Below are 24,304 nucleotides of genomic sequence, written 5' to 3'. Positions count from 1 at the left end.
CGCGCCAGGACGCCCGGCCGGACGACACGTGGCCCCTCGCGACGAAGGGCCCTCGCGCCGAAACACGCGCCCCCCGGCCCCGGCCGGACCGCACGCGACCCTTCGACGGGGGCCTCCGCGAGGGACCTGCCCCCAGCCTGCCGGCACACGGGACCTGACCCGGAGCGCGCCAGGACGCCCGGCCGGACGACACGTGGCCCCTCGCGACGAAGGGCCCTCGCGCCGAAACACGCGCCCCCCGGCCCCGGCCGGACCGCACGCGACCCTTCGACGGGGGCCTCCGCGAGGGACCTGCCCCCAGCCTGCCGGCACACGGGACCTGACCCGGAGCGCGCCAGGACGCCCGGCCGGACGGCACGCGACCCCTCGCGACGCAGGCCCTCGCGCCGAAACACGCAACCCCCCGGCCCCGGCCGGACGGCACGCGACGCTTGGGCGGGGGCCTCCGCGAGGCCCACGGCCCCGGCCGGGCCGCGCGCGGCCCTTGGCTCGGGGTGATCCGTCAGGCGGCGGTGCTCAGCGCTTCCCGATCCGCCGCGTCGCCCGGCTTCGACGGCAGGGCCACCAGCCCCGGGACCCGCCGTGCACGCAGGGCGAAACCCGCGCCGATCGAGCCGGCGATGATCAGGCCGCCGGTGACGAGGGCACCGCGCGCTCCCGCCATTTCCATGAGTAGGCCCAGCGCCGGCGGGCCGCCCAGTCCCCACACCGTGCCGATGCTGCTCCACACGCCGAGCACCCGTCCCCGCAGATGAGCCGGCGGGTCGGTCTGCAGGACGGCCGTTCCCGCGGTGTCGGAGAGGGACTCCACCACGGCCATGGGCAGAACGAGTACCAGCAGCACGGCCAGTGACGGCGACAACCCCGCCACCGCCTGCAGCAACGCCCCCGCGGCCGCCAGGATGCCCACGAGCCGGACCGAGGGCCTGCGCAGCCGGGCGCCGAGCACCGCGCCGAGGATGCCGCCGACGGCGAGGACGGTGGAGACCGTGCCGAACGCGCCAGCGCCGCCCGCGAGCGGCCCGGTGACCAACACTGCGAGGGTGAGTGCGTAGTTGCGTCCGAAAATCGCGCTGATCCCGGTGACCCCGGCCAGCGCGACCAGGCGGGGCCGACGCGCGAAGAAGGCGAGCCCTTCGCGCACGCCCATGTCGTCACCCTTGTCGCGCTGCTTCAAGGTGCCACGCCTGTCGCGTGGCTGCGCGGCGTCCTGCCGGTCCGGGACGGCATGCCCGGCCGCGCCGTACGCGGGCCGCAGGAACGGAATGACCGAGGTGACGAACAGGAACGACAGCCCGTTGACCGCGTACGCGGCGGACGTGCCCAGCAGGCCCACCGTCACGCCGGCCAGCGCGGCGCCCACGAGCCGGCCCGCGTTGTGCACCAGCGCGCCGACGCCGATGGCGGAGGGGACGTCCGCCACGGGTACGAGGTCGTTGCCCAGCAGGGCGCAGGCCGGACCGTCCACGGTGGCGATGGCCCCGGTCACGGCGGCCAGCACCAGCAGGGACGTCATGTCGAGCCGGTCCAGTGCCACGAGCACGGCGGTCGTGAAGGCGACGGCGCCGAGGAGCGCCTGGCTGACGGCGGCCGTCAGCTTGCGCGGCCAGCGGTCGACGGCCGCACCGCCCAGCAGGCTCATGAACAGGGCGGGAGCGGCCTGGACCGACATGGACAGCCCGGTCGCGGCCGCGGAGCCGGTGATCTGGAGCACGAGCAGGTTCTGCACCGTGAGCTGCATCCAGGTGCCGGCGTTCGACACGAAGTTCGCGACGGACCACCAGCGCATGCTGCGGTACCGCAGAGACCGCCACGGCGAGCGTGACGCCTCCTTGGCCAAGGCCGCAGACGTGTTCGATGCAGGGGCGGGGACGGGGGCAGGAGGAGATGCGGAAGACACAGTGCGGTACCCGAGTGGCGAGGCGAAGGTCAGACAGGTCGGCGAAACCGAGGGACGCCGGCTGCGCTGCGCGGCCACTCCACCGAGTCGGTCACGGCGCGGACCATCGTGGCAGACGGGACGGGCGCGTCGAGGACGGCGCACCCCGCCGCAGCCCGCTCAGGACCCCAAACTCCCCTTGACCACGGACATTTGCCGGGCCGAGTGGGGTTGCTCACAGACCCGCCGGGCCGCTGCCCCGGCACACACGGCCACCGGGGCCCTCCGGCGTCCCGAGCGGCCTCGTCGGCGCTCGGACGGCTCCGGAGCGTACCGAGAAGAGGCGAGCCCATCTAGCCTGCGTCGAGTGATGACAGCGGACGACGTGTTGTTCGTCCTGGCCCTGCTGCGCCGGGCGAAGGTGGACGTCTGGATCGGTGGCGGATGGGGGATCGACGCCCTGCTCGGCGAGCAGACCCGAGACCACCGTGACCTGGACCTGATGCATCGGCAGGACCAGGAGGCCACGGCGACGGCCGCCCTCTCGGCGGCGGGTTTCGCGGAGAGCCTGGACTGGAGGCCCGTCCGCTTCGTCGTGACGGCTCCCGACGGGCGGGAGATCGACCTTCACCCGCTCGTCTTCGCCGGCGACGGCTCAGCCGAACAGGCATCACCCGAACCGGACCGGCCTTTCACCTACCCGTCCTCGTGCTTTGTGACCGGCACGATCAAGTCAGTGCCCGTTCCGTGTCTGTCCGCCGAGCAGCAGGTCTCCTTCCATCAGGGATACGAGCCGTCGGAACGCGACCGGCACGACATGGCACAACTCCGCCGCGCCTTCGGGATCGCCACGCACTTCTGACCGGCACGGGCGGCCGACGCGAGGCACGGAAGACGGCCCCGACGCTCTCGGGATCTCACACCTGCCGTAATTGCGATCTTTGTCTGCTTAGCATTCAGATGTCCGCTTCTTACGGCTCTGTCGTACGTAGCTCACAGGTCCTTCGTGCCCTCACCCGCGAGAGGAGGCCCCATGGCCTCGACAGGCCGTCGTAGATCGCTGCTGCAGGACACCTCTTCGCGCCACGACCCCGAACTGCGGGCCGCCGCCCGGCACTTCGGGCGGCGCCGTTTTTTCACGGTCACCGCGGCGGCCGCCGCCCTTGCCTTCACCACCAACCTGCCGGCCCGTGGCGCGGCGGGCTCGCGCGAGCTCGACTCGGCGAGGATCTCCTCCGATCCGTTCACGCTCGGCATCGCCTCCGGAGACCCGCTCCCCGGTTCCGTGCTGCTGTGGACCCGGCTCGCCCCGGCCCCGTACGAGCCGGGCGGCGGTCTGCCCGAGCAGTACGTGGTCGTCCACTGGGAGGTGGCCATCGACGAGCGCTTCGCCCTGACCGTCCGCAGCGGCGTCGCCGTCGCCTATCCCGAGTACAACCACTCCCTGCACATCGAGGTCGAAGGTCTCGAGCCCGACCGCGTGTACTACTACCGGTTCAAGACCGGAGCCTGGATCAGCGAGACAGGCCGTACCCGCACGGCACCCGCCCCCAGTGCCGCCGCCGCGACGCTCTCCTACGCCGCCGTCGCCTGCCAGGCCTACCACGACGGCTACTACACGGTGCACCGCCATCTCGCCCAGGACGACGTCGACGTGGTTCTCCATCTCGGGGACTACCTGTACGAGTACGCCGTGAACTCCACGGGCGGGGCGCGCAACTACACGAACCGGAAGCTGCCCGACGTCTTCAACCGTGAGGCCATGACCCTGGAGGACTACCGGCTGCGCTACGCCCTCTACAAGAGCGATCCGGACCTGCGGGCGGTCCATGCCGCGCACCCCTTCGTCGTCACCTGGGACGACCACGAGACGGAGAACAACTACGCGGGCTCCATCAGCGAGAACAACGACCCGCCGGAAACGTTCCTGTTGCGACGCGCCGCCGCCTACCGGGCGTATTGGGAGAACCAGCCGCTGCGCAGCGGCCAGTTGCCCAGTGGGCCGGACCTGCGGCTCTACCGCCGGCTCCAGTGGGGCACGCTCGCCCAGTTCGACGTCCTCGACACCCGGCAGTACCGCTCCGACCAGTTGTTCGGCGACACCAAGCACGTTTACGGAGCCGAGGTGGACGACCCGTCGCGCACCATCACCGGGGCCGCGCAGGAGAGCTGGCTGATCGACGGCTGGCGCGCCTCGCAGGCCCTGTGGAATGTGATGCCGCAACAGGTCTGCTTCTCGCAGCGCAAACTCGACCTGAACGCCGAGGCGAAGATGTCCATGGACGCGTGGGACGGCTACCGGGCCTCGCGCCGGCGGATCCTCGACGGGGCGAAGGCGGCCGGGGTCGAGAACCTGGTGGTGATGACCGGGGACGTGCACGTCGGCTACGCCTTCGACATCAAGGACGACTTCGACGATCCGGCGTCCACGACCCTGGGCACGGAGATCGTCGCCACGTCCGTCGCGAGCGGCAGGGACGGCGCCGAGAGGCCCCCCAACTGGGACACGTACCTCAAGGCCAACCCTCATCTGAAGTTCTACAACGGGCAGCGCGGCTATGTGAGGGTCGAACTGGGCCGGCAGGCGGCACGGGCCGACTTCAGGACCGTGTCCGCCGTGACGAAGCCGGGCGCGCCGATCGCGACCGTCGCGTCCTTCGTGACGGAGGCCGGCAATCCGGGCCTCACGCCCGTGTGAGACACCAGTACCTGGTGTCGGAGCGTCAGCATCCGGTACTGCGCCGGCCGGGCCCCTCATGTCGTCCGATGCGCGGAACGGGCGGGATGCGCACATCTTCTGAGTCGCTTTCGGCAAAACCTAGGGTTTCGAGGCCCTTCTGCCACCGAAAACCGAGGAGACTCTTGATGGTCCACAGACACGCCGGAGTCGGCTGTGCCGCCTTGACGGTGCTCGGCGCACTCGTGCTCGCGGGGCTACCCCAAGCCGCGGCCGTCGAGCCCCCCGCGCCGACGCCGGCGCCCACCGCCGCCGAGACGCTCGGCGCCGCCAGTCCGTCGCCCATGGTCCTGCGCGCGCTGGAGCGCGATCTGGGCCTGACGGACACCCAGGCCAGGACGCGTCTGGTGAACGAGGCGGAGGCGGGCACGCGCGCCGGCCGGCTGCAGAACGCGCTCGGTGAGCACTTCGCGGGCGCATGGGTGCGCGGAGCGACCTCCGCCGACCTGACCGTCGCGACCACCGACGCCGCGGACGTTGCCGCCATCGAGGCCGGCGGAGCGCGGGCGGCGGTCGTCAGGACCGCGCTGCAGGACCTGCGGAAGGCCAAGGCGAAGCTGGACGGCGCCGTGACCGGCAAGGCCCTCGACACGCCGGTTCGGTACATCGACGTACGGACCAACCGGGTGACGGTGCAGGCGACGAGCCGTGCCGCCGCGGACAGGCTCATCGCGGCCTCGGGCGTCGGCCGCGGGGTCATGAACGTCAGGGTGTCGGCGGACCGGCCGCGCGCCCTGCACGACATCCGGGGCGGTGACGCCTACTACATCGACGACATGGCTCGCTGTTCCGTGGGATTCGCCGTCACCAAGGGCGCCCAGCAGGGGTTCGCCACGGCCGGCCACTGCGGGAAGGCGGGGGCCAAGACCGCCGGCTTCAACAAGGTCGACCAGGGTACCTTCCAGGCCTCCGTCTTCCCCGGTAAGGACATGTCGTGGGTGGGCGTCAACAGTGACTGGACCGCGACGCCCGACGTGAAGGCGGAAGGCGACCAGACCGTCCAGATCGCCGGCTCGGTGCAGGCCCTGGCGGGCGCCGCGATCTGCCGGTCCGGTTCCACCACGGGCTGGCACTGCGGGACGATCGAGCAGCACGACACCAGCGTCAGCTACGCCGAGGGCACCGTCGACGGCGTGACGCGCACGACGGTGTGCGCGGAGCCGGGCGACTCCGGCGGCTCCTACGTCTCGGGGACCCAGGCCCAGGGCGTCACTTCGGGCGGCTCCGGCGACTGCACGAGCGGGGGAACCACCTTCTACCAGCCAATCAACCCGCTGCTCGGCGAGTACGACCTCACCCTCAAGACCGTCACGGGCGAGAGCGGTACGCCCGCCCCCCAGGACGGCCAGTCGGGCGGCTGGGCCACGGGGCGGGTCTACGAGATCGGAGCGCGGGTGACCCTCGACGGCGTCTCCTACCAGTGCTTGCAGGCGCATCAGGCGCAGGGCGCCTGGCAGCCCGCCCTCACCCCGGCCCTGTGGCAGCGCCTCTGACGGACCGGTGATGTCGGCGCGGCGCGAGGTCCTGGTCTGCGGACTCGGTCCTCGCGCCGCGCCATGGTCTCGGTCCGCCCGGCTCTTCGGTCATGCCTCGGCCAGCAGTGCGTACGCGGTCGGCACGAAGGCGTCGCGGACGCGGAAGCGGCGGGTGCACAGGGCGGCCAGCGCCGTTCCGGTGTCGGGCCGGAAGCCCAGGAAGGCCTGCTGTCCGAGTGTCGCCCCACCGTGGAAGTACATCGGACCGTGCTCCGTGGGGTGCTGGAACCAGGCCACCGTGTGCACATGCCGGTGCCCGAGACCGCGCCGGAGCACAGGGTGGCGTACCGCCCGCAGCGCACCGGTCAGGGGCCGGCCCGACGGTTCCACGTGTGCTTCGAGGAACGTGAGCAGGTCGTCCGGGGTGGCCCGGACGGCGCCGGCCGCCTGGAAGCCGCCGACGAACAACGGGGGCGTGGGTGTCGCGCCGTCCCTGCGGTGTCCGGTGGCGTCGACGTCCGGGCCGCCGGGACGCAGGACGGTGTCGCCCAGCCGCAGGGGACGCAGCACGTTCGCGGTGAGCAGGTCGTCCCACGGCGTCGCGGTTGCCGCCGACAGGGCGTGACCGAGTACGGCGACACCGAAGTTGGAGTAGTGCCAGCGCGTGCCGGGCCGGCGGTGGTGCCGATGCCGCAGAAACGCGTCGACCACCCGCCCGGCCGGATAGCGGGCGTAGGGGTTGGTACGCCACGCGGGCAGGGCCCGGACGAAGAAGTCGGCGGGCAGGGCGGGCAGTCCGGAGGTGTGGGTGATGAGGTGGGCGAGCGTGACGGGGTCCGGGCCGGCTCGCCCGGCCGGGTCCAGAAGGGCCGCGGCCGGCTCGCCCGCGGACAGCAGACCCGTCTGTGTCAGGTGCGCCAGCAGCAGTCCGGTGAACGTCTTGGACGCCGATCCCAATTCGTAGCGCAGCCGGTGACGCGGGACGGGCGGGGGCGGCGCGGTGCCACCGCACCGCACGGTGCGGTGACCGTTCCGGGAGAGCGCGAAGACGACGTCGGGGGCGTCCACGGCGTTGACGGCCGCGTCGAGCCGCACCACGTCGTCGTCCGAGGACGGATCCGTCGGCGGGGCCTCGGGGCGGAACATGTCGCTGCCGTCGAGCGGAACGCCCGGCCAGGGGGCGGGTCGAGTGGTCATGCCGGCGCGTGCGCCAGCTGCGTCAGGGCGCGGGAGGTGGCCAGGACGGAGGCGAAGGCGGCGACCAGTGTCGGGTGGTAGACGACGTCGAAGACCTCGTCGGGCTCGCCCTCGGGCATGGTGCGCAGGGCGGGCATCGCGCCGTCGGGCTGCTGGGCGGCGGCGAAGCCCTCCCAGGCCCGCTCGTCCAGCGTGGGGCGGGGCAGGCAGGCATCGACGACCAGCAGCTCACCGAGCAGGTCCCAGCGTTGCAGGTCGAGCCAGTCGTCCAGCCAGGCCGGCAGCCAGGTCGCGAGATAGTCGGCCACCCGGGGCGGCAGGCCGTCGGGGTTCTCTCCCCAGTCGGTGAGGTGGAAGACGGTGTGGGTGATGTCGTAGGCGATGTGCCCTTCCACCGTCCAGGGCTCGGGCGAGCGTCCCAGCCACGTCCTGCCGACGACGTCGGTCTCCGGCGATCGGGGCGGCAGCCCGAAACGGCGCTGGAACGCGGACAGCCCGAGGCGGCGGACCGGCGACATCTCCAGGGCGGCGTAGCTGTCAAGGCGGTGGTTGAGCCGGAAGGCCTGCTCGACCTCGGGATGGCTGTAGCCCAGTTCCCTGAACGGGAGGTACACCTCGAAGGGGATGGGTGAGATGGGCTCGGTGCGCTGGCCGCGCACCAGCATCCGGCCGCCGTCCAGTGTGTGGCGCCAGGCGTGGTCGATCAACTGCCGTGCCAGCTGCGCCTGCCGTGATCCGGCCACGCCTTCGCGGAACAACACCTTGCAGATGATGGCCAGTTCACCGACCGGTTTGAAGCGCTCCAGAAAGCCCACTTCCGGGTCGACGTCCACCTCCAGCCGGAAGCCGTCACGGTGGGCGTGCAGCCATTCGAGGGCGCCGACCCCGACGTTGTGGAGGAGACGGGTGCTGGTCATCTGGCCACTCCTTGTCCGCCGTCGCCGGAATGCCGGACGGGCTCGAGGGCCCCCACCGCATCCGCCGCCGCGCCGTCCACAGCGGGCTCCCGTAGCCGGTTGATGGTCAGCACGGCGGCGAAGACCGTCATCAGGGTCGAGTGGTAGCGGCCGATGAAGTCGTGCGCCGTGGTCCGGTCGCCTCCCCGGGCGCCCACCTCCGGGACGGCGCCGGAGTCGTCCTGCGCCACCGCGAGTCTGGCCCAGGAGTCCTGCAACAGGGCGCGCTGCGGCGGGCCCGGCAGGCTGCTCGCCACGGCCAGCAGTTCGCAGCTCAGGTCCCACTGCTCGTCCTCCAGGCAGGTGTCGAGCCAGGGCGGGAGCCACTGCCGCAGGTAGTCCGCCACCGGCGGGGGCACCGCCTGCGGGGTCAGTCCCCAGTCGGTGAGGTGGAAGACCACATGGGTGAGCGTGTAGCCGGCGGCCAGTTCGAACGTCCACGGCTCCGGCAGGCCCGCCAGCCAGGTGCGCCGCAGGGCTTGCGGCATGTCCTCGTGTTCCGGGATGCCGGTGCGGCGCTCGGAGTTGAGGACGCTCAGGCGCCGGTTCGGTTCCTGTTCCGTCACGTGCCAGCCGCGGGTGCGGGCCACCGTCGCGGTGGCGCGCTCGTAGCCGCCGTGGCGCAGGCCCGCCGACGCGAACGCCGCGTACACCTCCAGTGGGTAGGTGGCGAAGGGTTCGAGGCGCTGCAGCTCGACGAAGAGGGCGCCGCGCCGGGTCTGTTCCCACGCGAACGCCAGCAGGTCGGAAGCGGTCTCGTGGAGCGGGTCGGCCCGGTCGGTGTGCCGGCGGACACAGACGCACACCTGGGCCAGCTCGCCGAGGGGCTTCCAGGTGAGGTTGACGTTGCCGTGCTCGGCGAGGGCGTCGTCGCCAAGCACGAATGCGCCGCGATGGGCGGACAGCCAGGCCAGCGCGGCCTCGCCCAGCCGCCGGATTTCGTTCGTCTGCCGGACTGGCGCCGTCACACCGGCACCCCGACCCGCATCAGCTGCGCCGCTCGCACCTGCAGTGCCACGCGGGCGTCGTCGCAGCCCATCTGTGCCACGAACTCGAGTCCGGTGTCCAGACCCAGGGTTTGCGGCACACCGTCGAGGATGGCCAGCCAGCGTCCCGCTCCGGCCGCCTGGAGCCAGTCGCGGCGGCGGACCGCCCGTACGAATCCCCGGGCGACGTCGACGGGTCGGCTGCGCGCCGCCCGCGCCACCCCGCAGTCCTCGCCGGGAAGCGCGAGGGGGGCGAGCACCGCGAGTTGGTGGGTCAGGAACTGCCACGGGGCGTCGTCGAGCCAAGTCGCCTCGGGTTCCCGGTCGTTGCCCGACGCGCCGTCGAGGGACGCGTCCAGCCGCAGGAGCGCTCGCCGCATGGCCCAGTGGCTCCACACCGAGGTGGGAGAGGCGCCCGCCGAGGGCGGGTAGGCGTGTACGGCCTTGCCGAACACGGTGAGATCGGCGGATTCGGGGGGCGGCGCGCAGCGCAGGGCGCTCGGCAGGACGACGTCGGCTCCTACCACCCGTACGGCGGCAAGGGCCAGGTCGGCGGTCGCCTCGGGTCCGTCCCCGTCCGCGACGCGGCCTGCGAGCCGAAAGGGGTCCCCGCTCTGGAGAGCGGAGACCAGTTCCGACGTGAGGCCCTGCACTGCGCCCGCCAAGCGGGGCGAAGTGCCTGACTGCTCCATTCGGGTGCTCCCGTCAGCCCTTCTTCGGCCGTGGCGTCGGAGGCGACAGCAGAAGGTTGCTGGACGAGGAGGTCAGGGCGAGCGCCGCGCACTGGCGGCTGTCGCGGTAGGTGCCGTCGGCCTCAGTGGGATCGAGCGCCGCTTCGACGTCCAGGCCCTGCACCTCGGTGAGGTCGTCGAGCAGGAATTCGGTGGAGGACATACCACCATCTCCTTTGTGGGGGGTTGTGGGGGGATGTTCACTTCTCCTTCCATGTGACCGCATAGGGGAGAGTTATGCAAAAAACCTGGATATGTCTTTTTGGTGTGGGCTTCAATTTCCCGCCCGCCAGTAGTTGAACGACCAAAATTTTCGGGAACACACGTTCGGTGCGCGGTTCGCACCGTGGGAAGGCAACCCACGGTCAACCCATGGGCGGATGCGGCATGTGACGGACATTCAGACGGTGCCGGGTGGCGAACGGGCCACCGCGTCGGCCGAACTGCTCCCGCCTCACGGCCGATTCCCGTCTGACGATTCCATCAGATATGTGATCGCTTACACTGCGGCCATGAAGCCAGCACGCTCGGGAGACTCCGGCGAGGCGAAGCCTGCGTCCCGGCTGGAACGCCGGAAGGCCCAGACCCGCCGGAAACTGATCGACGCCGCACGGGCGATGCTGGCCGAGGACACCGCTCGTCACGCGAGCATCCAGAGCATCACCGAGGCCGCCGACGTCGGCTTCGGCTCCTTCTACAACCACTTCCCCAGCAAGGACGAGCTCTTCGAGGCAGCCGTCGACGACGTACTGGAGGAAACCGGGGCGCTGTTCGACCAGCTCAGCATCGACGTCGACGACCCGGCGGCCGCCTTCGCCCAGTCGGTGCGGCTGGCGCTGCGGGTGAACCGGTCGCATCCCGACATGGCGAAGGTGCTGGTACGGCACGGCTTGTCGTACATGGACTCCGACCACGGCCTGGCCCCCCGGGCCCTGCGCGACATCCGCGACGGGGTCGCGGCCGGCCGGTTCCACGTGGAGAACACGCGGCTGGCCCTGGCGACCGTGGCGGGCTCACTGCTGGCCACCCTGCACCTGTCCCTGTCCGACCCCGAACTCGTCGACGACCGGGCGTGCGACCAGGTCGCCGAGCAACTGCTGCGCATGCTCGGCCTGCCGCCCGACGAAGCAAGGGAGCTCGCCACGGCGCCCCTGCCCGACCCGGACGCCGCGCGGACCTGACTCCACGTCGACGCCCGCTCCTGCCCCCTCCCATGGCGGACACTTCCCGTTGCGGGCGGGCGACTTGTCGTCGTCCGCCCACCACGCCCGGGCCCCGAGGGCTACTTCCGCGTCAGAGGTGTGACGGCGATCCGGTCGATCACCGGCGCGTAGGGGGAGCGCTGGTCGTACTGGTTGTAGCCGTCGCCGTCGAAGTCCGGCAGTTCCTCCGCCGTGAAGGTGAGCCGGTTCGTGCCCTTCTTGAGCGTGACCGGGACCGTGAGGTCACGGAAGTCGTTGAAGTGGAACGTCGTCGGGAACAGCACCCGGCGGGCCGGTCCGCCGTTGACCGACAGGTCGGCGTGCCGGGCGATCGGGTCGGGGTTGTAGTGGGTGGCGGGCGCCTGTTCCGCGTTGGAGTATCGGATCGTCACCGCGTGCCGTCCGGACCTGGCGGCCGTCACGTCGAACGTGAGGGAGTTGGCGGTGCCGTTGCCGACGTCGGTGACGGACCTGCCGTTCGCGGCGAAGGTGTACTGGTCGGTCGTCCTGGCCGCTCCGGAGAGCGTGCCGTCCTCGGCCTGGTACACGGTGGGCACCAACGTGCCCTCGGACGGCGACACCGTGAGGCGGTCGAGTACCAGTTCACGGGAGGTGCCGGTGACGGTGATCTTGTTGATGCCGGCGGACAGGAACATCGTGACCGCGTCCGTACCCGGCTCACGGCTTCCGGTCCTCGGACGGTCGAGTTCCTCACCGTTGAGCGACAGGCTCGCCCTGCCGCCGCCGAGGTGGCCGACTGACACCGTCGATTCGCCGTCGGTGGGTGAGTGGACCCAGAAGGTCGCGGAAGCACCCTTGGGCAGGGGCACCGTACCGGGGCCGGAAGCACCGGGGTGCGTGTAGACGGGGCGGGTTCCGGTGTCGCGGTGGCCCCGTGGCGCTCGGCCTCCACCCCGGCCGCCGAACTCGCCGCCTACGTGGTGTGGTCCGCGACGGTGCGTCCGGCGGGCCTCGTCACCCGGCCCGCGGTCCTGATGTCCAAGCACTGGATGGACAAGGTGTGGAGCTGGGACCACTGCTTCAACGCCCTCGCTCTGGCGCCGGGTTCACCGGAGCTGGCCCGTGACCAGTTCGCGCTGGTCTTCGACCACCAGGACGAGAGCGGGGCGCTGCCCGACTCGGTGACCCACTCCGAGGTCCTCTACAACTTCGTCAAACCGCCCATTCACGGCTGGGCCCTGCGCCACCTGCGCAGGCGGCTCCCCGTGCCCCTCGACGCGGCGGAACTGGCGATGACGTACCACCGGCTGGCCCGGTGGACGACCTTCTGGCTCACCCACCGGCGGGCACCCGGCGCACCCCTGCCCCACTACCAGCACGGCAACGACAGCGGCTGGGACAACGCCACGACCTTCGACCCCGAGCGGCTGATCGTCACCGCCGATCTGGCCGCCTTCCTCATCCTCCAGCTGCGTGAACTCGCCGACCTGGCCGACGAGTTGGGGCGAGCCGACGACGTCCGGCACTGGACGGGCACGGCGGACGCGACCCAGGCGGCGATGCTCGACCGGCTGTGGACCGGTGACCGGTTCGTCGCCCGCTCGGCGCACGGCGAGGACGCCTGGGGCAGCTCCAGTCTGCTCGACCTGATGCCCATCGCCCTGGGCGAGCACTTGCCGGAGAGTGTCAGCGGCGTGCTGACCGAGCGCATCGAGGCCCACCTCACCCCGCACGGGCTGGCCACCGAACTGCCCACGTCACCGCACTACCGCTCCGACGGCTACTGGCGCGGCCCGATCTGGGCACCGGCCACGGTCCTCATCGAGGACGGCCTGCGCCGCGGCGGCCATCACCGCCTGGCGGACGAGATCAGCGCCCGCTTCCGCGCCCTGTGCGAGACCTCCGGCTTCGCGGAGAACTTCGACGCCCTGACCGGCACCGGCCTGCGCGACCGCGCCTACACCTGGACGGCCAGCAGCTACCTCCTCCTCGCCGAAGCCCACGAACTCCGGCACGCGGCGCCCGCCGAGACCGTCGGCGGCTGAGAGTCGTACGGGTCGGGTCCGGGACGGCGGGACGGCTGATGAACCTGCGGCGCGCGGCGGTCATTCTGGAACTCGTCCGTCCCAGGAAGCCCGGCAACCCGGCCGTCTACCATGACCTTGCGTATTCGCTTGCGCATTCGGTGGTGAAAGGGAGTCAGGGTCATGCGGCGGCTGGGGGAACTCGAGGCGGAGATCATGGACCGTCTCTGGACGTGGAACCGCCCGGCCACGGTGCGTGAGGTCGTCGACGACATCAACAGGACCCGGCCCGTCGCGTACACCACGGTCATGACCGTCACCAACATCCTCTACACCAAGGGCTGGCTGCTGCGCGACAAGCAGGGCCGCGCCTGGCTGTACACGCCGGTCCGCAGCCGCGAGGCGTACGCCGCCGCGCTCATGGAGGACGGCCTCGGAGAGAGCAAGGACCGGCCTACGGCGCTGGTCCACTTCGTCGAGAACATGTCCGAGGACGAGGTGGCCGCCTTGCGGAAGGCCCTGCGAAGCGTGGGACGACAGGCGAAGCCGTGAACGAGGCCCCCGTGCTCATCGGTTACTCGGTCGCGGTGGGTTTCGTGGCCCCGCGTCTGATGCTGCGGGCAGGGTGGCCGCACCGGGCGCCCGCCCTCGCCGTCGCCGTGTGGCACACCCTCGCGGTGTCCTTCTCGATCGGGATCGCACTGTCCGCGTACAACCTCGCCATGCCGACCGAACACGTGCACGCGGGCCTGACGGGCCTGCTGCACTCCTGCGGGCTCGACGTGGGCGCGGACAGGCCCGGTCCCGGGACGGCGGACCGACCGGCCGTCGGCGTGCCCGCCGCCATCGCGATCGCCCTGGCGGGCAGCTTCGCCTTCCACCTGACGGGGGCCCGTCGGGCGCGGACGGAGCACCGGGAGGCCCTCGACCTGGTGGGCCGCCACTCGCCGCGGCTGAGCGCCACCGTCCTGCCGTACGACATCCCCGCCGCGTACTGTCTGCCCGGCCGCCGCCCCCGGATCGTGATCAGTGACGCGGCCGTGCGCGAGCTGACGCCGGCGCAGGTCGGCGCCGTACTGGAGCACGAGCAGGCCCACATCTCGGGCCGCCACCACTTGGCCCTGGCGGCCGTGGAAGCCTTCCACTCGGTGTTCCGCCGGCTCCCGCTGGCCCGCCACGCCCGTGAACAGACGGCACTGCTGCTGGAGATGATCGCGGACGACCGTGCCCTGCGCAGCCACTCCGACGAGGTGCTGGCCACCGCCATGTACGAGATGGCCGCAGCGCGTGCTCCCAAGGGCGCGCTCGCCGCGGGGGGGCACACCGTGCTCATCCGCCTGAAGCGGATCCTCGGTCCGCGCAAGGCGCCCCACCCGGCCCTGTGGGGGTCGATCGCCGCCACGGCCGTGGCGGTCCTGCTGCTGCCGCTGCTGTTCGCCTGCCCGCCCGGCCTCGGCTGACCGATTCACCTGAGACGCCTGCGACTCGGACTGACTGGCGATGCGAACTACTGATCTACTAAGTTCTACCGCACTTGACTGGTCGGCGCCCCGAGCGCCGGTACGACGGCCACCGGCCCCGTCGCCTGGCACACAGGCCGCGCAGAGGAGTCACCGCGATGGGAACCCACCGTCGGCCCAAGCCGCCCATCGTCTACCTCTGATCTTGGCCAGTGCTCCGCCCTTCAGGGCGGGGGTGAAGGCCGTCCTTGGCCCCGAGGCGCGGAGCGCCGAATTGCTCTGCGCCTGGGGGGGTGACGGTCAGACGGGGCGCTGCTGGTTTTCGATGTACTGCTTGACGACGCTCAGGGGTGCTCCGCCGCAGGATCCGGCGAAGTAGGAGCCGGACCAGAAGTGTCCGCCCCACAGGTACCGGCGGACGTGGCTGTCGTACTCCTGGCGGAGCCTGCGGGAGCTGACGCCCTTGAGGGAGTTGACCAGCTTGGAGAGCTGGACTTTGGGCGGGTAGTGCACGAGCAGGTGCACGTGGTCCTGTTCGCCGTTGAACTGTTTCAGCTCGGCCTCGAAGTCGGTGCAGACCTCCCGCATGATCTCTTCGGTGCGGATCAGCATGGCGTCGGTGAACGCGTTCCGCCTGTACTTGGTGACGAAAACCAAGTGAACGTGCAGGTTGTAGACAACATGGCGACCTGATCTGACATCGGGATTAGGGTTCCAACGCGGTGACATAAACCAATGCTAGGTTCTCGATTGTGAGTCAAGAGACCCTGGTCAAGCGGCAGTTCGGGCACCGTGCTCGGCTGTCGCTGTCTCCTGCCGGGATTCGCGCAGCGGATGATCAGGCGCACGCGGCCCGCACGATGTGGAACCTGCTGCACGCGTGGTGGCGGATGATGCCGAAGGAAGAACGGACTCTCGCGAACGCCGACGCCGCGATCCGGCAGGCCCGCGAGGACATCGACTTTCTCGCCGTCCTGCCCGCCCAGGCCGCGCAGGCGGTGCTCAAGACGTACTTCCGGGCGTGGAAGAACTGCTGGGAGGGCCGCGCCGACGCCCCGAACTTCAAGGGCCGGTTCCGCACAGTGATGTCCGTGGACATTCCGCAGGGCCGGGACCTGAACATCAGCCGGGTGCACCGCCGGTGGGGCATGGTCAACATTCCTAAAGTGGGCCGGGTCCGGTTTCGGTGGACCAAGGACCTGCCCGTGGGCAAGCGTGCGGGCGCGGAGAACCGGATCACCGGGGCACGACTGACCAAGGACGCGCTCGGCTGGCACATCGCCTTCCGTGTCCAGACCTCGGAGGCCAAGCCCGAGCCGCACCAGGGGCCGGACATCGGCATCGACGTGGGCGTCACCGTGCCCATTGCCCTCTCGGACGGCGAAACGTACGAGCACGGCGAATGGCTGTCCGGCAAGGAGAAGGCCAAGCTCCTGCACCTGGAGCAGCGCGCCGCGCAGCGTCAGCGGCACCGCAGGCCCGGCGAGCACACCAGCCGCCGGCTGCACCGCACCTACGATCAGATCACAGGACTCCGCGCGAAAGCCAAGCGCCGGGCCCTTGACTGGCAGCACCAGACGACCACCGCCATCGCCCGCACGTACGGCACCGTCGTGGTCGAAGCCCTCACCATCACGAACATGGTCAAGTCCGCCAAGGGAACGATCGAAGAGCCGGGGAAGAACGTTGCCCAGAAATCCGGGCTGAACCGCTCCATCAGCCAGGAGGCCTGGGGGCGCACAGTCACCATGCTGGCGTACAAGACCGCTCAGCTCGGCGGCACCTTGGTCAAGGTCCCCGCTCCCGGCACTTCCCGGCGCTGCTCGGCGTGTGGCTTCACCACGCCCGGCAGCCGGGAGTCCCAGGCCGTGTTCGTGTGCAAGAACCCGGACTGCGGATGGTCGGGCAATGCCGACCACAACGCGGCCCAGAACGTCTTGCACCTGTACCGGATGGGCCTCGCGCTCATCCCGGCTGCCGGGAGGGCAGTCGTCAGGCGCGCGAAGCGCGTCAAGCCCGCTGCCGCAAGGTAAGCAGGAATCTCCCGGCTTCAGCCGAGAGAGCACTCCAATGGTACAACGACAACCAGCACCAACGGCATGTACGTCGGCAACGGCCAGGCCATCCACGCGCCCCGCACCGGCAAGAACATCGAGATCGTCCCGCTGGACTCCATGGCGGTTCTTCGCCGCGTCCCGGCCCTGAGCCGGCGGCCCCTGAACACCCGCCGCCCTCGGTACGTACTAAGGGCACTAGCAGTTGGCGGCCCGGGAGGCGTCCACGAGTGCTCCGCGTGACGAAGCCGCCTCGGCACCGCGCTTCGACCACGCTCGGACGAACCGGGAAGGTGAAGATGGGAACCATGGCGCTCAGTTGGGCCATCGCGGCGGTCGCCGCCCTGGTCGCCGCCGTCAGCGCGGTCCGCGTCGTGACCACCGGCGGTGAACCCCGGTACGTGGCCGGAGGTGATCTCCTGATGGGCCTGTCCATGGCGGCCATGGCGCTGCCGGCGACGGTCGCCTGGTACGCGGACCACGGCATGTGGTGGTCGGGGGCATTCGCCCTCCTCGGGCTCGCCGGTGTGGCGATGACGGTCAAGCACACCCGCACGCGCGGGTGGAAGCGCGGCCGTCACTGGGTGCACCTCATCGTCGGCAGCACGGGCATGGTGATCATGACGCTCGCCATGACGAGTACGTCCTCCGGCCCGGTACTTGCCCTGGGTCATTCGTCCATGGCGCACATGCCGGGCATGGAGAACACGGCGAGCTCGTCGCACACGCACGGGACGGACGGCATGGAGTCCACGGAGGGAGGGGAATCCATGCACGGGATGGACATGTCCGGCATGACGCACGCCACGGCCGACACCGGCGGCTCCGCGGGTTCCGGCTCCCTGTGGCGGCTCCTGATCGTGGCGCTCGCCGTGTACTTCGTACTGTCGATCGGCGCGTCCGTCTGGGCCAGGGCCCGCGGCACCGGCAGGCGTGGCCGGGGTGGAGGCTCCGGGGCCGGCTGGGGTCGCTGGCTGCTCGCCATGCCGGACACCGTGTTCGTCGCCCTGGCGTCGTTGACGATCTCGGTGTGGGACAGGGGCCGAACCGCACAGCGGACCGGCCACGGGCGGCGCCGCAAGCTCGGAGCCGCCCCCGACGCGGCGCTGGCGGCCCACATCGGGATGGGCGGGACCATGTCCGCCATGCTGCTGATGATGGCGGTGTGAGGGCAGGACACCTCCACGAGGCTGCCTGGCGCTGGTCCGCCCGGGCGCATGAATAACTCGGGTCCATTCTCCGTCGCGGGGCTCCGTGATCCCCAGCCCGGGCCGCCCGTGGGCGCCCCTGCGAAGTGCCCGTTCCGAGTTCCGATGTCGCCTTCACATCGCCGCCTACGTGCCGCACCGCTGGCGCTCTGAGTCGCCGGCGCCCTGCCGCTCGCGTCGGCCTGTTTCCGGCGGGGATGGCGAACCCTCCCCGGCCTCCGACCCGGACATGACGGGCACCTTTGCCGTGCGTCGAGTCACCGGAGACCCCGGTCGGCGCACGTGTCCCACCCCCGATCGCCCCGAAGGAATGACTTCGGGGCGATCGGGGGTGCCATAAATACCCCTAGGGGGTATAGTGGAGGCGTCTGCGGGAGGGTCGGGGAACCACACCCCTCCCGGAGAACGGGCCACGCATCCACACACTGAGGAAGTAGCCATGACCACCGAGACGAACCCCGGTTCCTGCTGCGGCTCCCACTCCTGCGGTTCCGACGCCGCGGTCGACGTCCAGGGCGTCGGCGTCACCACGGTCTACAAGGTGTCCGGGATGACCTGCGGCCACTGCGAGGGCGCCGTGTCCCAGGAGATCTCCGCTCTGGAGGGCGTCAGCGCGGTCAAGGCCGTCGCCGACACCGGCGAGGTGACCGTCACCTCGGCGTCCCCGCTCGACGAGGAGGCCGTCCGCGCCGCCGTCGACGAGGCCGGTTACGAACTCGTCGGCCGCGCCTGACACCCTGGTCGGGGCCACCACAGCCCCGGACCGCGAATTCCTCCCGCGCCGGGACGTACCGCTCCGCTGATACGGACGCCGCACGTCCCGGCCTCCCCCTGGAGATACGCAATGACCAGCACGGCTCCCGAGAAGACCCTCCCCGGCCCGGCGCCCGCACCCGCCGCCGAGGTCGAGCTCTCCATCGGCGGCATGACCTGCGCCTCCTGCGCGGCGCGCATCGAGAAGAAGCTCAACCGCATGGACGGCGTCACCGCGACCGTCAACTACGCCACCGAGAAGGCGAAGGTCTCCTACGCGGACGGGATCGAGGTCGCCGACCTCATCGCCACCGTCGAGAAGACCGGATACACCGCCGAGGAACCGCCTCCGCCCCCATCGAGCACCACGGACGAGGGCGAGACCCGGACCGCTCCGGCGGCGGACGGAGAGCTGCTGTCCCTGCGCCAGCGCCTGTACGTGTCGCTGGCGCTCACCGTGCCGGTCGTCCTGATGGCGATGGTGCCGGCCCTGCAGTTCGACAACTGGCAGTGGCTGTCACTGACCCTGGCGGCTCCCGTCGTGGTCTGGGGTGCCTTGCCCTTCCACAGGGCCGCCTGGACGAACGTCCGGCACGGCGCCGCCACCATGGACACCCTGGTGTCGCTCGGCACGCTCGCCGCGCTCGGCTGGTCGGTGTGGGCGCTGTTCTGGGGAGACGCCGGAATGCCGGGCATGCGGCACGGCTTCGAGTTCACCGTGTCCCGGGGGGACGGTTCCTCCTCCATCTACCTGGAGGCCGCGGCCGGGGTGACCACGTTCATCCTCGCCGGGCGCTACCTGGAGGCGAAGTCCAAGCGCAAGGCGGGTGCGGCGCTGCGGGCGCTCATGGAGCTGGGCGCCAAGGACGTCTCGCTGCTGCGCGACGGCAAGGAAGTACGCATCCCCGTCGGCCAGTTGGCCGTGGGTGACCAGTTCGTCGTACGGCCCGGAGAGAAGTTCGCCACCGACGGGACCGTCGTCGAGGGCGCGTCGGCGGTGGACGCCTCGATGCTGACCGGCGAGTCGGTGCCGGTGGACGTGAGCGTCGGGGACGCCGTCACCGGCGCGACCGTGAACGCCGGGGGGCGGCTCGTGGTCGAGGCGACCCGCATCGGCGCGGACACCCAGCTCGCGCGGATGGCGAGGCTGGTCGAGGACGCGCAGAACGGCAAGGCCGAGGTGCAGCGCCTCGCCGACCGGATCTCCGGGATCTTCGTGCCGGTGGTCATCTTCATCGCGGTCGCGACATTCGGGGTCTGGCTCGGCGCCACCGGCGACACCGTGGCCGCCTTCACCGCGGCCATCGCCGTACTGATCATCGCCTGCCCCTGCGCCCTCGGCCTCGCCACACCGACCGCGCTGATGGTCGGCACGGGACGCGGCGCCCAGCTCGGCATCCTCATCAAGGGCCCCGAGGTCCTGGAGTCCACCCGCCGCGTCGACACCGTCGTCCTGGACAAGACCGGCACCGTGACCACCGGCCGGATGCGGCTCCAGGACGTCTTCGCCGCACCGGACGTCGACGAGAGAGAACTGCTGCGGCTGGCGGGCGCGCTGGAGCACGCCTCGGAACACCCCATCGCCCAGGCCATCGCGGCCGGTGCCGCGGAGCGGGCCGGAAGGCTTCCCGTGCCGGAGAACTTCGAGAACGTCGCCGGCCTCGGCGTCCAGGGCGTCGTCGACGGCCACGCCGTGCTCGTCGGGCGGGAGAGACTTCTCGAGGAGTGGGCCATCGAGCTCCCTCAGGAACTTGCCGAGGCCAAGGCCGCCGCGGAGGGTGAGGGACGTACGGCGGTCGCCGTCGCCTGGGACGGCAAGGCGCGCGGTGTCCTCACCGTCGCCGACGCGATCAAGGAGACCAGCGCCGAAGCGGTGGCCGAGCTGCGCAGGCTGGGACTGAAGCCGGTCCTGCTGACCGGCGACAACCAGCTCGTCGCCGAGTCGGTCGCCAGGGCCGTCGGCATCGACGAGGTGATCGCCGAAGTCCTCCCGCAGGACAAGGTGGACGTGGTCAGGCGACTGCAGAGCGAGGGCCGTACGGTCGCGATGGTCGGTGACGGCGTCAACGACGCGGCCGCTCTCGCCACCGCCGACCTGGGCCTGGCGATGGGTACCGGCACGGACGCGGCGATCGAGGCGGGCGACCTGACCCTCGTACGCGGCGACCTGCGGGTGGCCGCCGACGCGATCCGCCTGTCCCGCAGGACGCTGGCCACCATCAAGGGCAACCTCTTCTGGGCCTTCGGCTACAACGTCGCCGCCCTGCCCCTCGCCGCCGCCGGCATGCTCAACCCGATGATCGCGGGAGCGGCGATGGCGTTCTCCTCGGTGTTCGTGGTGACCAACAGCCTGCGGCTGCGGTCCTTCAAGTAGGCGTGACTCCGACAGCCGGGGCGCCTGGCCGGACGGCCGGGCGTCCCGGGCGCGTTCGCGTCACCGTGCCGTCCCGCCGGGAGCGATGTGCCGCGGACACGCTGGTGCGGGAGCCCGAGTGACACCCCCGCGGCGACGTACGCCACGACGCGCGCGGCCTGGCGGGAGGGCCGGTGCTCGACGCCCTGACCGGACGGGCGTGATCTGACGCCGGCCGGGCCCGGCCGGCGTCGGATCACCGGGTCGAGGGAGCGTCAGGTCACCGGGTCGAGGAAGGTCAGCACCGAGGCGTCCTCCTCGATCAGCGGAGTGAGCGCGGTGTTGAACGGGCCGCCGTAGGGGGCCGACAGATGCGCCTGGAAGGCGTCCTCGTCCCGGTACACCTCGAAGATCCAGAACGCGCGGGGGTGGGTCGCCTTGGTGTAGACGTCGAAGGCGAGGTTGCCTTCTTCCTGGCGCACCTTCCGCGCGTACTCCAGGGTCAGGCGGGCGACCTCGTCCTGCGCGCCCTCGCGGGCGGTGAACTCGGCGAGCAGGGTCTTGTTCACGGTGTGACGTCCTTCGTGGTCGGGATGGTGATCAGTCGCGGTAGGAGCCGAGGTGCCAGACGCGGGCCTGGTCCAGCCTCACCGAGCCGTTCTCGGCGAAGATCTCCACTCCCCGGCTGGCGGGGTCGGGGAAGATCTGGTCGGTGATCACCACTTCGCCGCTGCCGCCGAACACCTCGACGGAAGACCGGTCGACGAGGATCCGCAGCTTCACCTTGCCGTTCCTGGCCTGCAGCGCGGCTCGCTGGACGCCGGGGAACGTGCTGTTGAAGTCCACCGCGCCGGAGCGGGTGCGGTCGACGTAGAGCTCGCGTGTCGTGGTGTCGTAGCCGATGACGGTTTCCTCGCCGCCCGCGCCGGTGCGCACCTTGAGGCCGAAGCGTTCGGCGTCCTTGAGGGAGAAGGTGGCCTCGATGTCGAGTGCGTCGCCCTTGGCCGCGGGGCCGATCAGAGGCTGGGTGGTGCTGGTGACGGTGACGCCGGTCGCCGTGGCCGGGCTGTTCTGCCGGAGGGACGCCAGGCTGTCGACCGGCTTGCTGGTCAGCCGGACCTGGCCGTCGATCGTGCGCAGGGCCATCTCCCGGGGGGCGCTTTGCGCGCCGCGCCAGGGGGAGGTGGGGACGGCGCCGCCGTAGTCCCAGTTGTTCATCCAGCCGATCATGTGGCGCTTGCCGCCCGGTGCGTTCTCCCAGGACACGGCCGCGTAGTAGTCCTTGCCGTAGTCGGCCCAGTCGGCGCGCTGCACGACGGACTTGGCGGGGGCGGCAGCCGTGGTGAACCGGTCGGCCAGGATGTGGCCCCAGCCGGCGGTGTTCATGTCGACGATCTGGATCCGGGCCTTCTTGCCGGCGTAGGGGCGCATGTCGAAGGAGGCCCAGTCCAGGATCTCGCTGTTGGAGCCGGTGGCGCTGCGGACGACCTTGCCGTCGACGATCAGGTTGACCGACGTCTCCTGGGAGACGGGCTGAGCCGCACTGTCGGACAGCATGATGTGGTCGACGTTGAGGTGGCCCCAGCCGCCGGCGTTGTCGTCGACGATCCTGATCCGCGCCTTCTTGCCGGCGAGGTCGCCGACGTCCCACGAGGTCCAGTTGAGCGCCTCGCCGTCCTTTCCGGTGGCGCTGCGCACCACCTGGCCGTCGACGAGGAGTTCCACGGCGGTGGGGTCGGCGGAGCCGGCGGGGTGGTTGCCGCCGCCGATGAGGAAGTTGATGTGGCTCTTGTCGAGGGTGAATTCGGGTGAGGTGAGGGTCCCCGTGGTGGCGTCGCCGTTCAGGTAGGTGTTGACCAGGCCGCCGCCCAGGAAGCCCGAGACTTCCTGCTGGTCGGGGAGGGTACCGGTGGCCGGTGCCGTGCCGAAGGCGTCTCCGGTCGTCGTCCAGTCGCCGTAGCCGCCGCCTTCGAAGTCGGCGAGGACCGTGCCTGCGGGCGGCGGTCCCTGCTCCATGACGGTTCCGGACTCGTGCGGGTGCCGTCCGCCGCCGACCTTGAAGTTCAGGTAGGGGCTGTCGACGGTGAAGTCGGGTGAGGTGAGGGTGCCGGTGGTGGCGTCACCCGAGTGGAAGCTGTTGGCGAGGCCCTTGCCGTCGAAGCCGTCGACGGTCCCCTGCCCGGCCACCGCCCCGGCCGCCGGTCCGTCGCCGAACGCGGTGCCGGTGGCCGCCCAGGTACCGAAGTCGGTGCCCTCGAAGTCCTGGACCACCGTGCCGGCGGGCGGGGTGTAGCCGCCCTTGTCGTCGGCGGTGAACTTCTTGCCGTCGAAGTCGCCGACGAAGTACTGGGCGGCCGAACCTCCGGCGATACCACCGGGGTTGATGTTGACGACCAGGACCCACTTGACGTTGTTCTCGTCCCCGTCGACCGCGAGGGGGAACAGGTCGGGGCACTCCCACACGCCACCCGTCGCACCGGCCGGCCCGAACTCGCTGAGCGGGTCCCAGTCCTTGAGGTTCTTCGACGAGTAGAACCGCACCTTGTGCTCGGTGGACAGCGACACCGTCATCAGCCAGCTCCTGGTCGGCGCGTACCACTGGACCTTGGGGTCGCGGAACTCCTTGGAGCCGATGTCGATGACCGGATTGCCCTGGTACTTGGTCCAGGTGCGGCCGCGGTCGGTGCTGTAGGCGAGCGACTGGGCCTGGATGCCGGTGTCCTTGTAGGCGCTGGTGTAGATCGCCACCATGGGCGGGTTCTTCCTGGTGCCGAAGCCGGTGGTGTTGTCCCGGTCGACGACCGCGCTGCCGGAGAACACCATCTCGTTGTCGTCGTGCGTCAGGGCGAGCGGCAGCTCCTTCCAGTGCACGAGGTCCTTGCTCACGGCGTGGCCCCAGGACATGTCGCCCCAGGAGTTGCCGTTCGGGTTGTACTGGTAGAAGAGGTGGTACTCGCCCTGGTAGTACACGAGGCCGTTGGGGTCGTTCATCCAGTTCTTCTCCGGCGTGAAGTGGAACTGGGGCCGGTAGGTCTCGGAGTACGGCGGGGAGTCGGCGGCGACGGCCCGCGGGGCCGTCGGGGCTGCGGACAGGGCGCAGACGGTCGCCACCGCCGCGATCATCCGGGTGCGGGCATGCCGGGATACACGTCCAGAGCTCATGGGATCTCCTGTGCCGCGGCCGTCCACACCGCGGAGCCTGCTGCCCGGCGCGGACCGGCCGTACAAGTGACTCCTTGCCGACGCCGTCGTCCGCGGCGTCGGCAAGAAGTGTCATCGTTGACTTGTGTCATCGATGACATCGAGTGGCCCGATGATGCGGGCAACC

The 24,304-nt window shown here is 70.9% G+C and carries 20 protein-coding genes and 1 pseudogene; 11 read left to right on the top strand and 10 right to left on the bottom strand.

Annotation, left to right across the window (positions count from 1 at the left end; all coding sequences use genetic code 11):
• Window positions 1-502: 502 nt before the first annotated feature.
• Window positions 503-1,789, bottom strand: a complete 1,287-nt coding sequence (locus ACZ5XS_RS20110; protein WP_468653083.1) for an MFS transporter — start codon at window positions 1,787-1,789, stop codon at window positions 503-505.
• Window positions 1,790-2,249: 460 nt separating this feature from the next.
• Between ACZ5XS_RS20110 and ACZ5XS_RS20105 the strand changes: the two genes are divergently transcribed.
• The 3 genes from ACZ5XS_RS20105 to ACZ5XS_RS20095 all read left to right on the top strand — a co-directional run bounded on the left by ACZ5XS_RS20105 (window position 2,250) and on the right by ACZ5XS_RS20095 (window position 6,109).
• Window positions 2,250-2,741, top strand: a complete 492-nt coding sequence (locus ACZ5XS_RS20105) for a nucleotidyltransferase domain-containing protein (RefSeq protein ID WP_468653081.1) — start codon at window positions 2,250-2,252, stop codon at window positions 2,739-2,741.
• A 171-nt stretch (window positions 2,742-2,912) separates the two neighbouring features.
• Window positions 2,913-4,577 carry an alkaline phosphatase D family protein gene (locus tag ACZ5XS_RS20100; RefSeq protein ID WP_468653079.1) on the top strand — a complete coding sequence of 555 codons (1,665 nt, stop codon included), beginning with the start codon at window positions 2,913-2,915 and terminating at the stop codon, window positions 4,575-4,577.
• 167 nt (window positions 4,578-4,744) lie between these two features.
• Complete coding sequence (locus ACZ5XS_RS20095; RefSeq protein WP_468653077.1) at window positions 4,745-6,109, top strand: carbohydrate-binding protein; 1,365 nt, start codon at window positions 4,745-4,747, stop codon at window positions 6,107-6,109.
• 90 nt (window positions 6,110-6,199) lie between these two features.
• Here ACZ5XS_RS20095 and ACZ5XS_RS20090 read toward each other — a convergent pair whose 3' ends face one another.
• The 5 genes from ACZ5XS_RS20090 to ACZ5XS_RS20070 are packed head-to-tail and all read right to left on the bottom strand — an operon-like array spanning window position 6,200 to window position 10,124.
• The gene (locus ACZ5XS_RS20090; protein WP_468653075.1) at window positions 6,200-7,288 is read right to left on the bottom strand and encodes a serine hydrolase domain-containing protein; all 1,089 of its coding nucleotides are present in this window, start codon (window positions 7,286-7,288) and stop codon (window positions 6,200-6,202) included.
• The gene (locus ACZ5XS_RS20085) at window positions 7,285-8,205 is read right to left on the bottom strand and encodes a DUF6895 family protein (RefSeq protein ID WP_468653073.1); all 921 of its coding nucleotides are present in this window, start codon (window positions 8,203-8,205) and stop codon (window positions 7,285-7,287) included. The genes ACZ5XS_RS20090 and ACZ5XS_RS20085 overlap by 4 nt, the downstream gene beginning before the upstream one ends.
• Window positions 8,202-9,212, bottom strand: a complete 1,011-nt coding sequence (locus tag ACZ5XS_RS20080; RefSeq protein ID WP_468653071.1) for a DUF6895 family protein — start codon at window positions 9,210-9,212, stop codon at window positions 8,202-8,204. Before ACZ5XS_RS20080 ends, ACZ5XS_RS20085 begins: the two co-directional genes overlap by 4 nt.
• Complete coding sequence (locus tag ACZ5XS_RS20075; RefSeq protein ID WP_468653069.1) at window positions 9,209-9,922, bottom strand: hypothetical protein; 714 nt, start codon at window positions 9,920-9,922, stop codon at window positions 9,209-9,211. Before ACZ5XS_RS20075 ends, ACZ5XS_RS20080 begins: the two co-directional genes overlap by 4 nt.
• A 13-nt stretch (window positions 9,923-9,935) precedes the next feature.
• Window positions 9,936-10,124: a hypothetical protein gene (locus ACZ5XS_RS20070; protein ID WP_468653067.1), complete on the bottom strand. Its 189-nt coding sequence runs from the start codon at window positions 10,122-10,124 to the stop codon at window positions 9,936-9,938.
• Window positions 10,125-10,473: 349 nt separating this feature from the next.
• Between ACZ5XS_RS20070 and ACZ5XS_RS20065 the strand changes: the two genes are divergently transcribed.
• The gene (locus tag ACZ5XS_RS20065; RefSeq protein WP_468653065.1) at window positions 10,474-11,142 is read left to right on the top strand and encodes a TetR/AcrR family transcriptional regulator; all 669 of its coding nucleotides are present in this window, start codon (window positions 10,474-10,476) and stop codon (window positions 11,140-11,142) included.
• Window positions 11,143-11,243: 101 nt separating this feature from the next.
• Here ACZ5XS_RS20065 and ACZ5XS_RS20060 read toward each other — a convergent pair whose 3' ends face one another.
• Window positions 11,244-11,927 (bottom strand): hypothetical protein, encoded by a 684-nt coding sequence (locus ACZ5XS_RS20060; protein ID WP_468653063.1) that lies wholly within the window; start codon window positions 11,925-11,927, stop codon window positions 11,244-11,246.
• Between the two features lie 120 nt (window positions 11,928-12,047).
• On the opposite strand from ACZ5XS_RS20060, the pseudogene ACZ5XS_RS20055 reads away from it, so the two are divergent.
• The 3 genes and pseudogenes from ACZ5XS_RS20055 to ACZ5XS_RS20045 form a co-directional block, all read left to right on the top strand.
• Window positions 12,048-13,169 (top strand): annotated as a pseudogene (locus tag ACZ5XS_RS20055) (amylo-alpha-1,6-glucosidase); the annotation flags it as partial.
• A gap of 162 nt (window positions 13,170-13,331) precedes the next feature.
• Window positions 13,332-13,700, top strand: coding sequence for a BlaI/MecI/CopY family transcriptional regulator (locus tag ACZ5XS_RS20050; RefSeq protein WP_217237638.1), 369 nt, complete (start codon window positions 13,332-13,334; stop codon window positions 13,698-13,700).
• Window positions 13,697-14,608 (top strand): M56 family metallopeptidase, encoded by a 912-nt coding sequence (locus ACZ5XS_RS20045; protein WP_468653061.1) that lies wholly within the window; start codon window positions 13,697-13,699, stop codon window positions 14,606-14,608. Before ACZ5XS_RS20050 ends, ACZ5XS_RS20045 begins: the two co-directional genes overlap by 4 nt.
• A gap of 300 nt (window positions 14,609-14,908) precedes the next feature.
• Here the strand turns inward: ACZ5XS_RS20045 and tnpA are convergent, their stop codons facing one another.
• Window positions 14,909-15,337 (bottom strand): IS200/IS605 family transposase, encoded by a 429-nt coding sequence (gene tnpA / locus ACZ5XS_RS20040; protein WP_468653059.1) that lies wholly within the window; start codon window positions 15,335-15,337, stop codon window positions 14,909-14,911.
• A gap of 23 nt (window positions 15,338-15,360) precedes the next feature.
• Here tnpA and ACZ5XS_RS20035 point away from each other — a divergent pair, with 23 nt between their 5' ends.
• The 4 genes from ACZ5XS_RS20035 (at window position 15,361) to ACZ5XS_RS20020 (ending at window position 20,997) form a co-directional block, all read left to right on the top strand.
• On the top strand, window positions 15,361-16,641 hold the full coding sequence (locus tag ACZ5XS_RS20035; RefSeq protein WP_468653057.1) for an RNA-guided endonuclease InsQ/TnpB family protein: 1,281 nt from the start codon (window positions 15,361-15,363) through the stop codon (window positions 16,639-16,641).
• Between the two features lie 329 nt (window positions 16,642-16,970).
• Window positions 16,971-17,831 (top strand): DUF5134 domain-containing protein, encoded by an 861-nt coding sequence (locus tag ACZ5XS_RS20030; protein WP_468653056.1) that lies wholly within the window; start codon window positions 16,971-16,973, stop codon window positions 17,829-17,831.
• A gap of 478 nt (window positions 17,832-18,309) precedes the next feature.
• Window positions 18,310-18,603: a heavy-metal-associated domain-containing protein gene (locus ACZ5XS_RS20025; protein WP_468653054.1), complete on the top strand. Its 294-nt coding sequence runs from the start codon at window positions 18,310-18,312 to the stop codon at window positions 18,601-18,603.
• A gap of 111 nt (window positions 18,604-18,714) precedes the next feature.
• Window positions 18,715-20,997 carry a heavy metal translocating P-type ATPase gene (locus ACZ5XS_RS20020; RefSeq protein WP_468653052.1) on the top strand — a complete coding sequence of 761 codons (2,283 nt, stop codon included), beginning with the start codon at window positions 18,715-18,717 and terminating at the stop codon, window positions 20,995-20,997.
• Between the two features lie 254 nt (window positions 20,998-21,251).
• Here the strand turns inward: ACZ5XS_RS20020 and ACZ5XS_RS20015 are convergent, their stop codons facing one another.
• Window positions 21,252-21,545 (bottom strand): putative quinol monooxygenase, encoded by a 294-nt coding sequence (locus ACZ5XS_RS20015; protein WP_468653050.1) that lies wholly within the window; start codon window positions 21,543-21,545, stop codon window positions 21,252-21,254.
• Between the two features lie 31 nt (window positions 21,546-21,576).
• Window positions 21,577-24,138: a GH32 C-terminal domain-containing protein gene (locus ACZ5XS_RS20010; protein WP_468653048.1), complete on the bottom strand. Its 2,562-nt coding sequence runs from the start codon at window positions 24,136-24,138 to the stop codon at window positions 21,577-21,579.
• Window positions 24,139-24,304 lie beyond the last annotated feature (166 nt).

It is taken from the genome of Streptomyces sp. NPDC033131 (genome assembly GCF_055578365.1).
This window is presented reverse-complemented; position numbering and strand designations above follow the sequence as displayed.

Coding starts and splice junctions, on each gene's coding strand:
- ACZ5XS_RS20110 (WP_468653083.1), bottom strand. CDS start 1,789: ATGCGCTGGTGGTCCGTCGCGAACTTCGTGTCGAACGCCGGCACCTGG.
- ACZ5XS_RS20105 (WP_468653081.1), top strand. CDS start 2,250: ATGACAGCGGACGACGTGTTGTTCGTCCTGGCCCTGCTGCGCCGGGCG.
- ACZ5XS_RS20100 (WP_468653079.1), top strand. CDS start 2,913: ATGGCCTCGACAGGCCGTCGTAGATCGCTGCTGCAGGACACCTCTTCG.
- ACZ5XS_RS20095 (WP_468653077.1), top strand. CDS start 4,745: ATGGTCCACAGACACGCCGGAGTCGGCTGTGCCGCCTTGACGGTGCTC.
- ACZ5XS_RS20090 (WP_468653075.1), bottom strand. CDS start 7,288: ATGACCACTCGACCCGCCCCCTGGCCGGGCGTTCCGCTCGACGGCAGC.
- ACZ5XS_RS20085 (WP_468653073.1), bottom strand. CDS start 8,205: ATGACCAGCACCCGTCTCCTCCACAACGTCGGGGTCGGCGCCCTCGAA.
- ACZ5XS_RS20075 (WP_468653069.1), bottom strand. CDS start 9,922: ATGGAGCAGTCAGGCACTTCGCCCCGCTTGGCGGGCGCAGTGCAGGGC.
- ACZ5XS_RS20070 (WP_468653067.1), bottom strand. CDS start 10,124: ATGTCCTCCACCGAATTCCTGCTCGACGACCTCACCGAGGTGCAGGGC.
- ACZ5XS_RS20065 (WP_468653065.1), top strand. CDS start 10,474: ATGAAGCCAGCACGCTCGGGAGACTCCGGCGAGGCGAAGCCTGCGTCC.
- ACZ5XS_RS20050 (WP_217237638.1), top strand. CDS start 13,332: ATGCGGCGGCTGGGGGAACTCGAGGCGGAGATCATGGACCGTCTCTGG.
- tnpA (WP_468653059.1), bottom strand. CDS start 15,337: ATGTCACCGCGTTGGAACCCTAATCCCGATGTCAGATCAGGTCGCCAT.
- ACZ5XS_RS20030 (WP_468653056.1), top strand. CDS start 16,971: ATGGCGCTCAGTTGGGCCATCGCGGCGGTCGCCGCCCTGGTCGCCGCC.
- ACZ5XS_RS20025 (WP_468653054.1), top strand. CDS start 18,310: ATGACCACCGAGACGAACCCCGGTTCCTGCTGCGGCTCCCACTCCTGC.
- ACZ5XS_RS20020 (WP_468653052.1), top strand. CDS start 18,715: ATGACCAGCACGGCTCCCGAGAAGACCCTCCCCGGCCCGGCGCCCGCA.
- ACZ5XS_RS20010 (WP_468653048.1), bottom strand. CDS start 24,138: ATGAGCTCTGGACGTGTATCCCGGCATGCCCGCACCCGGATGATCGCG.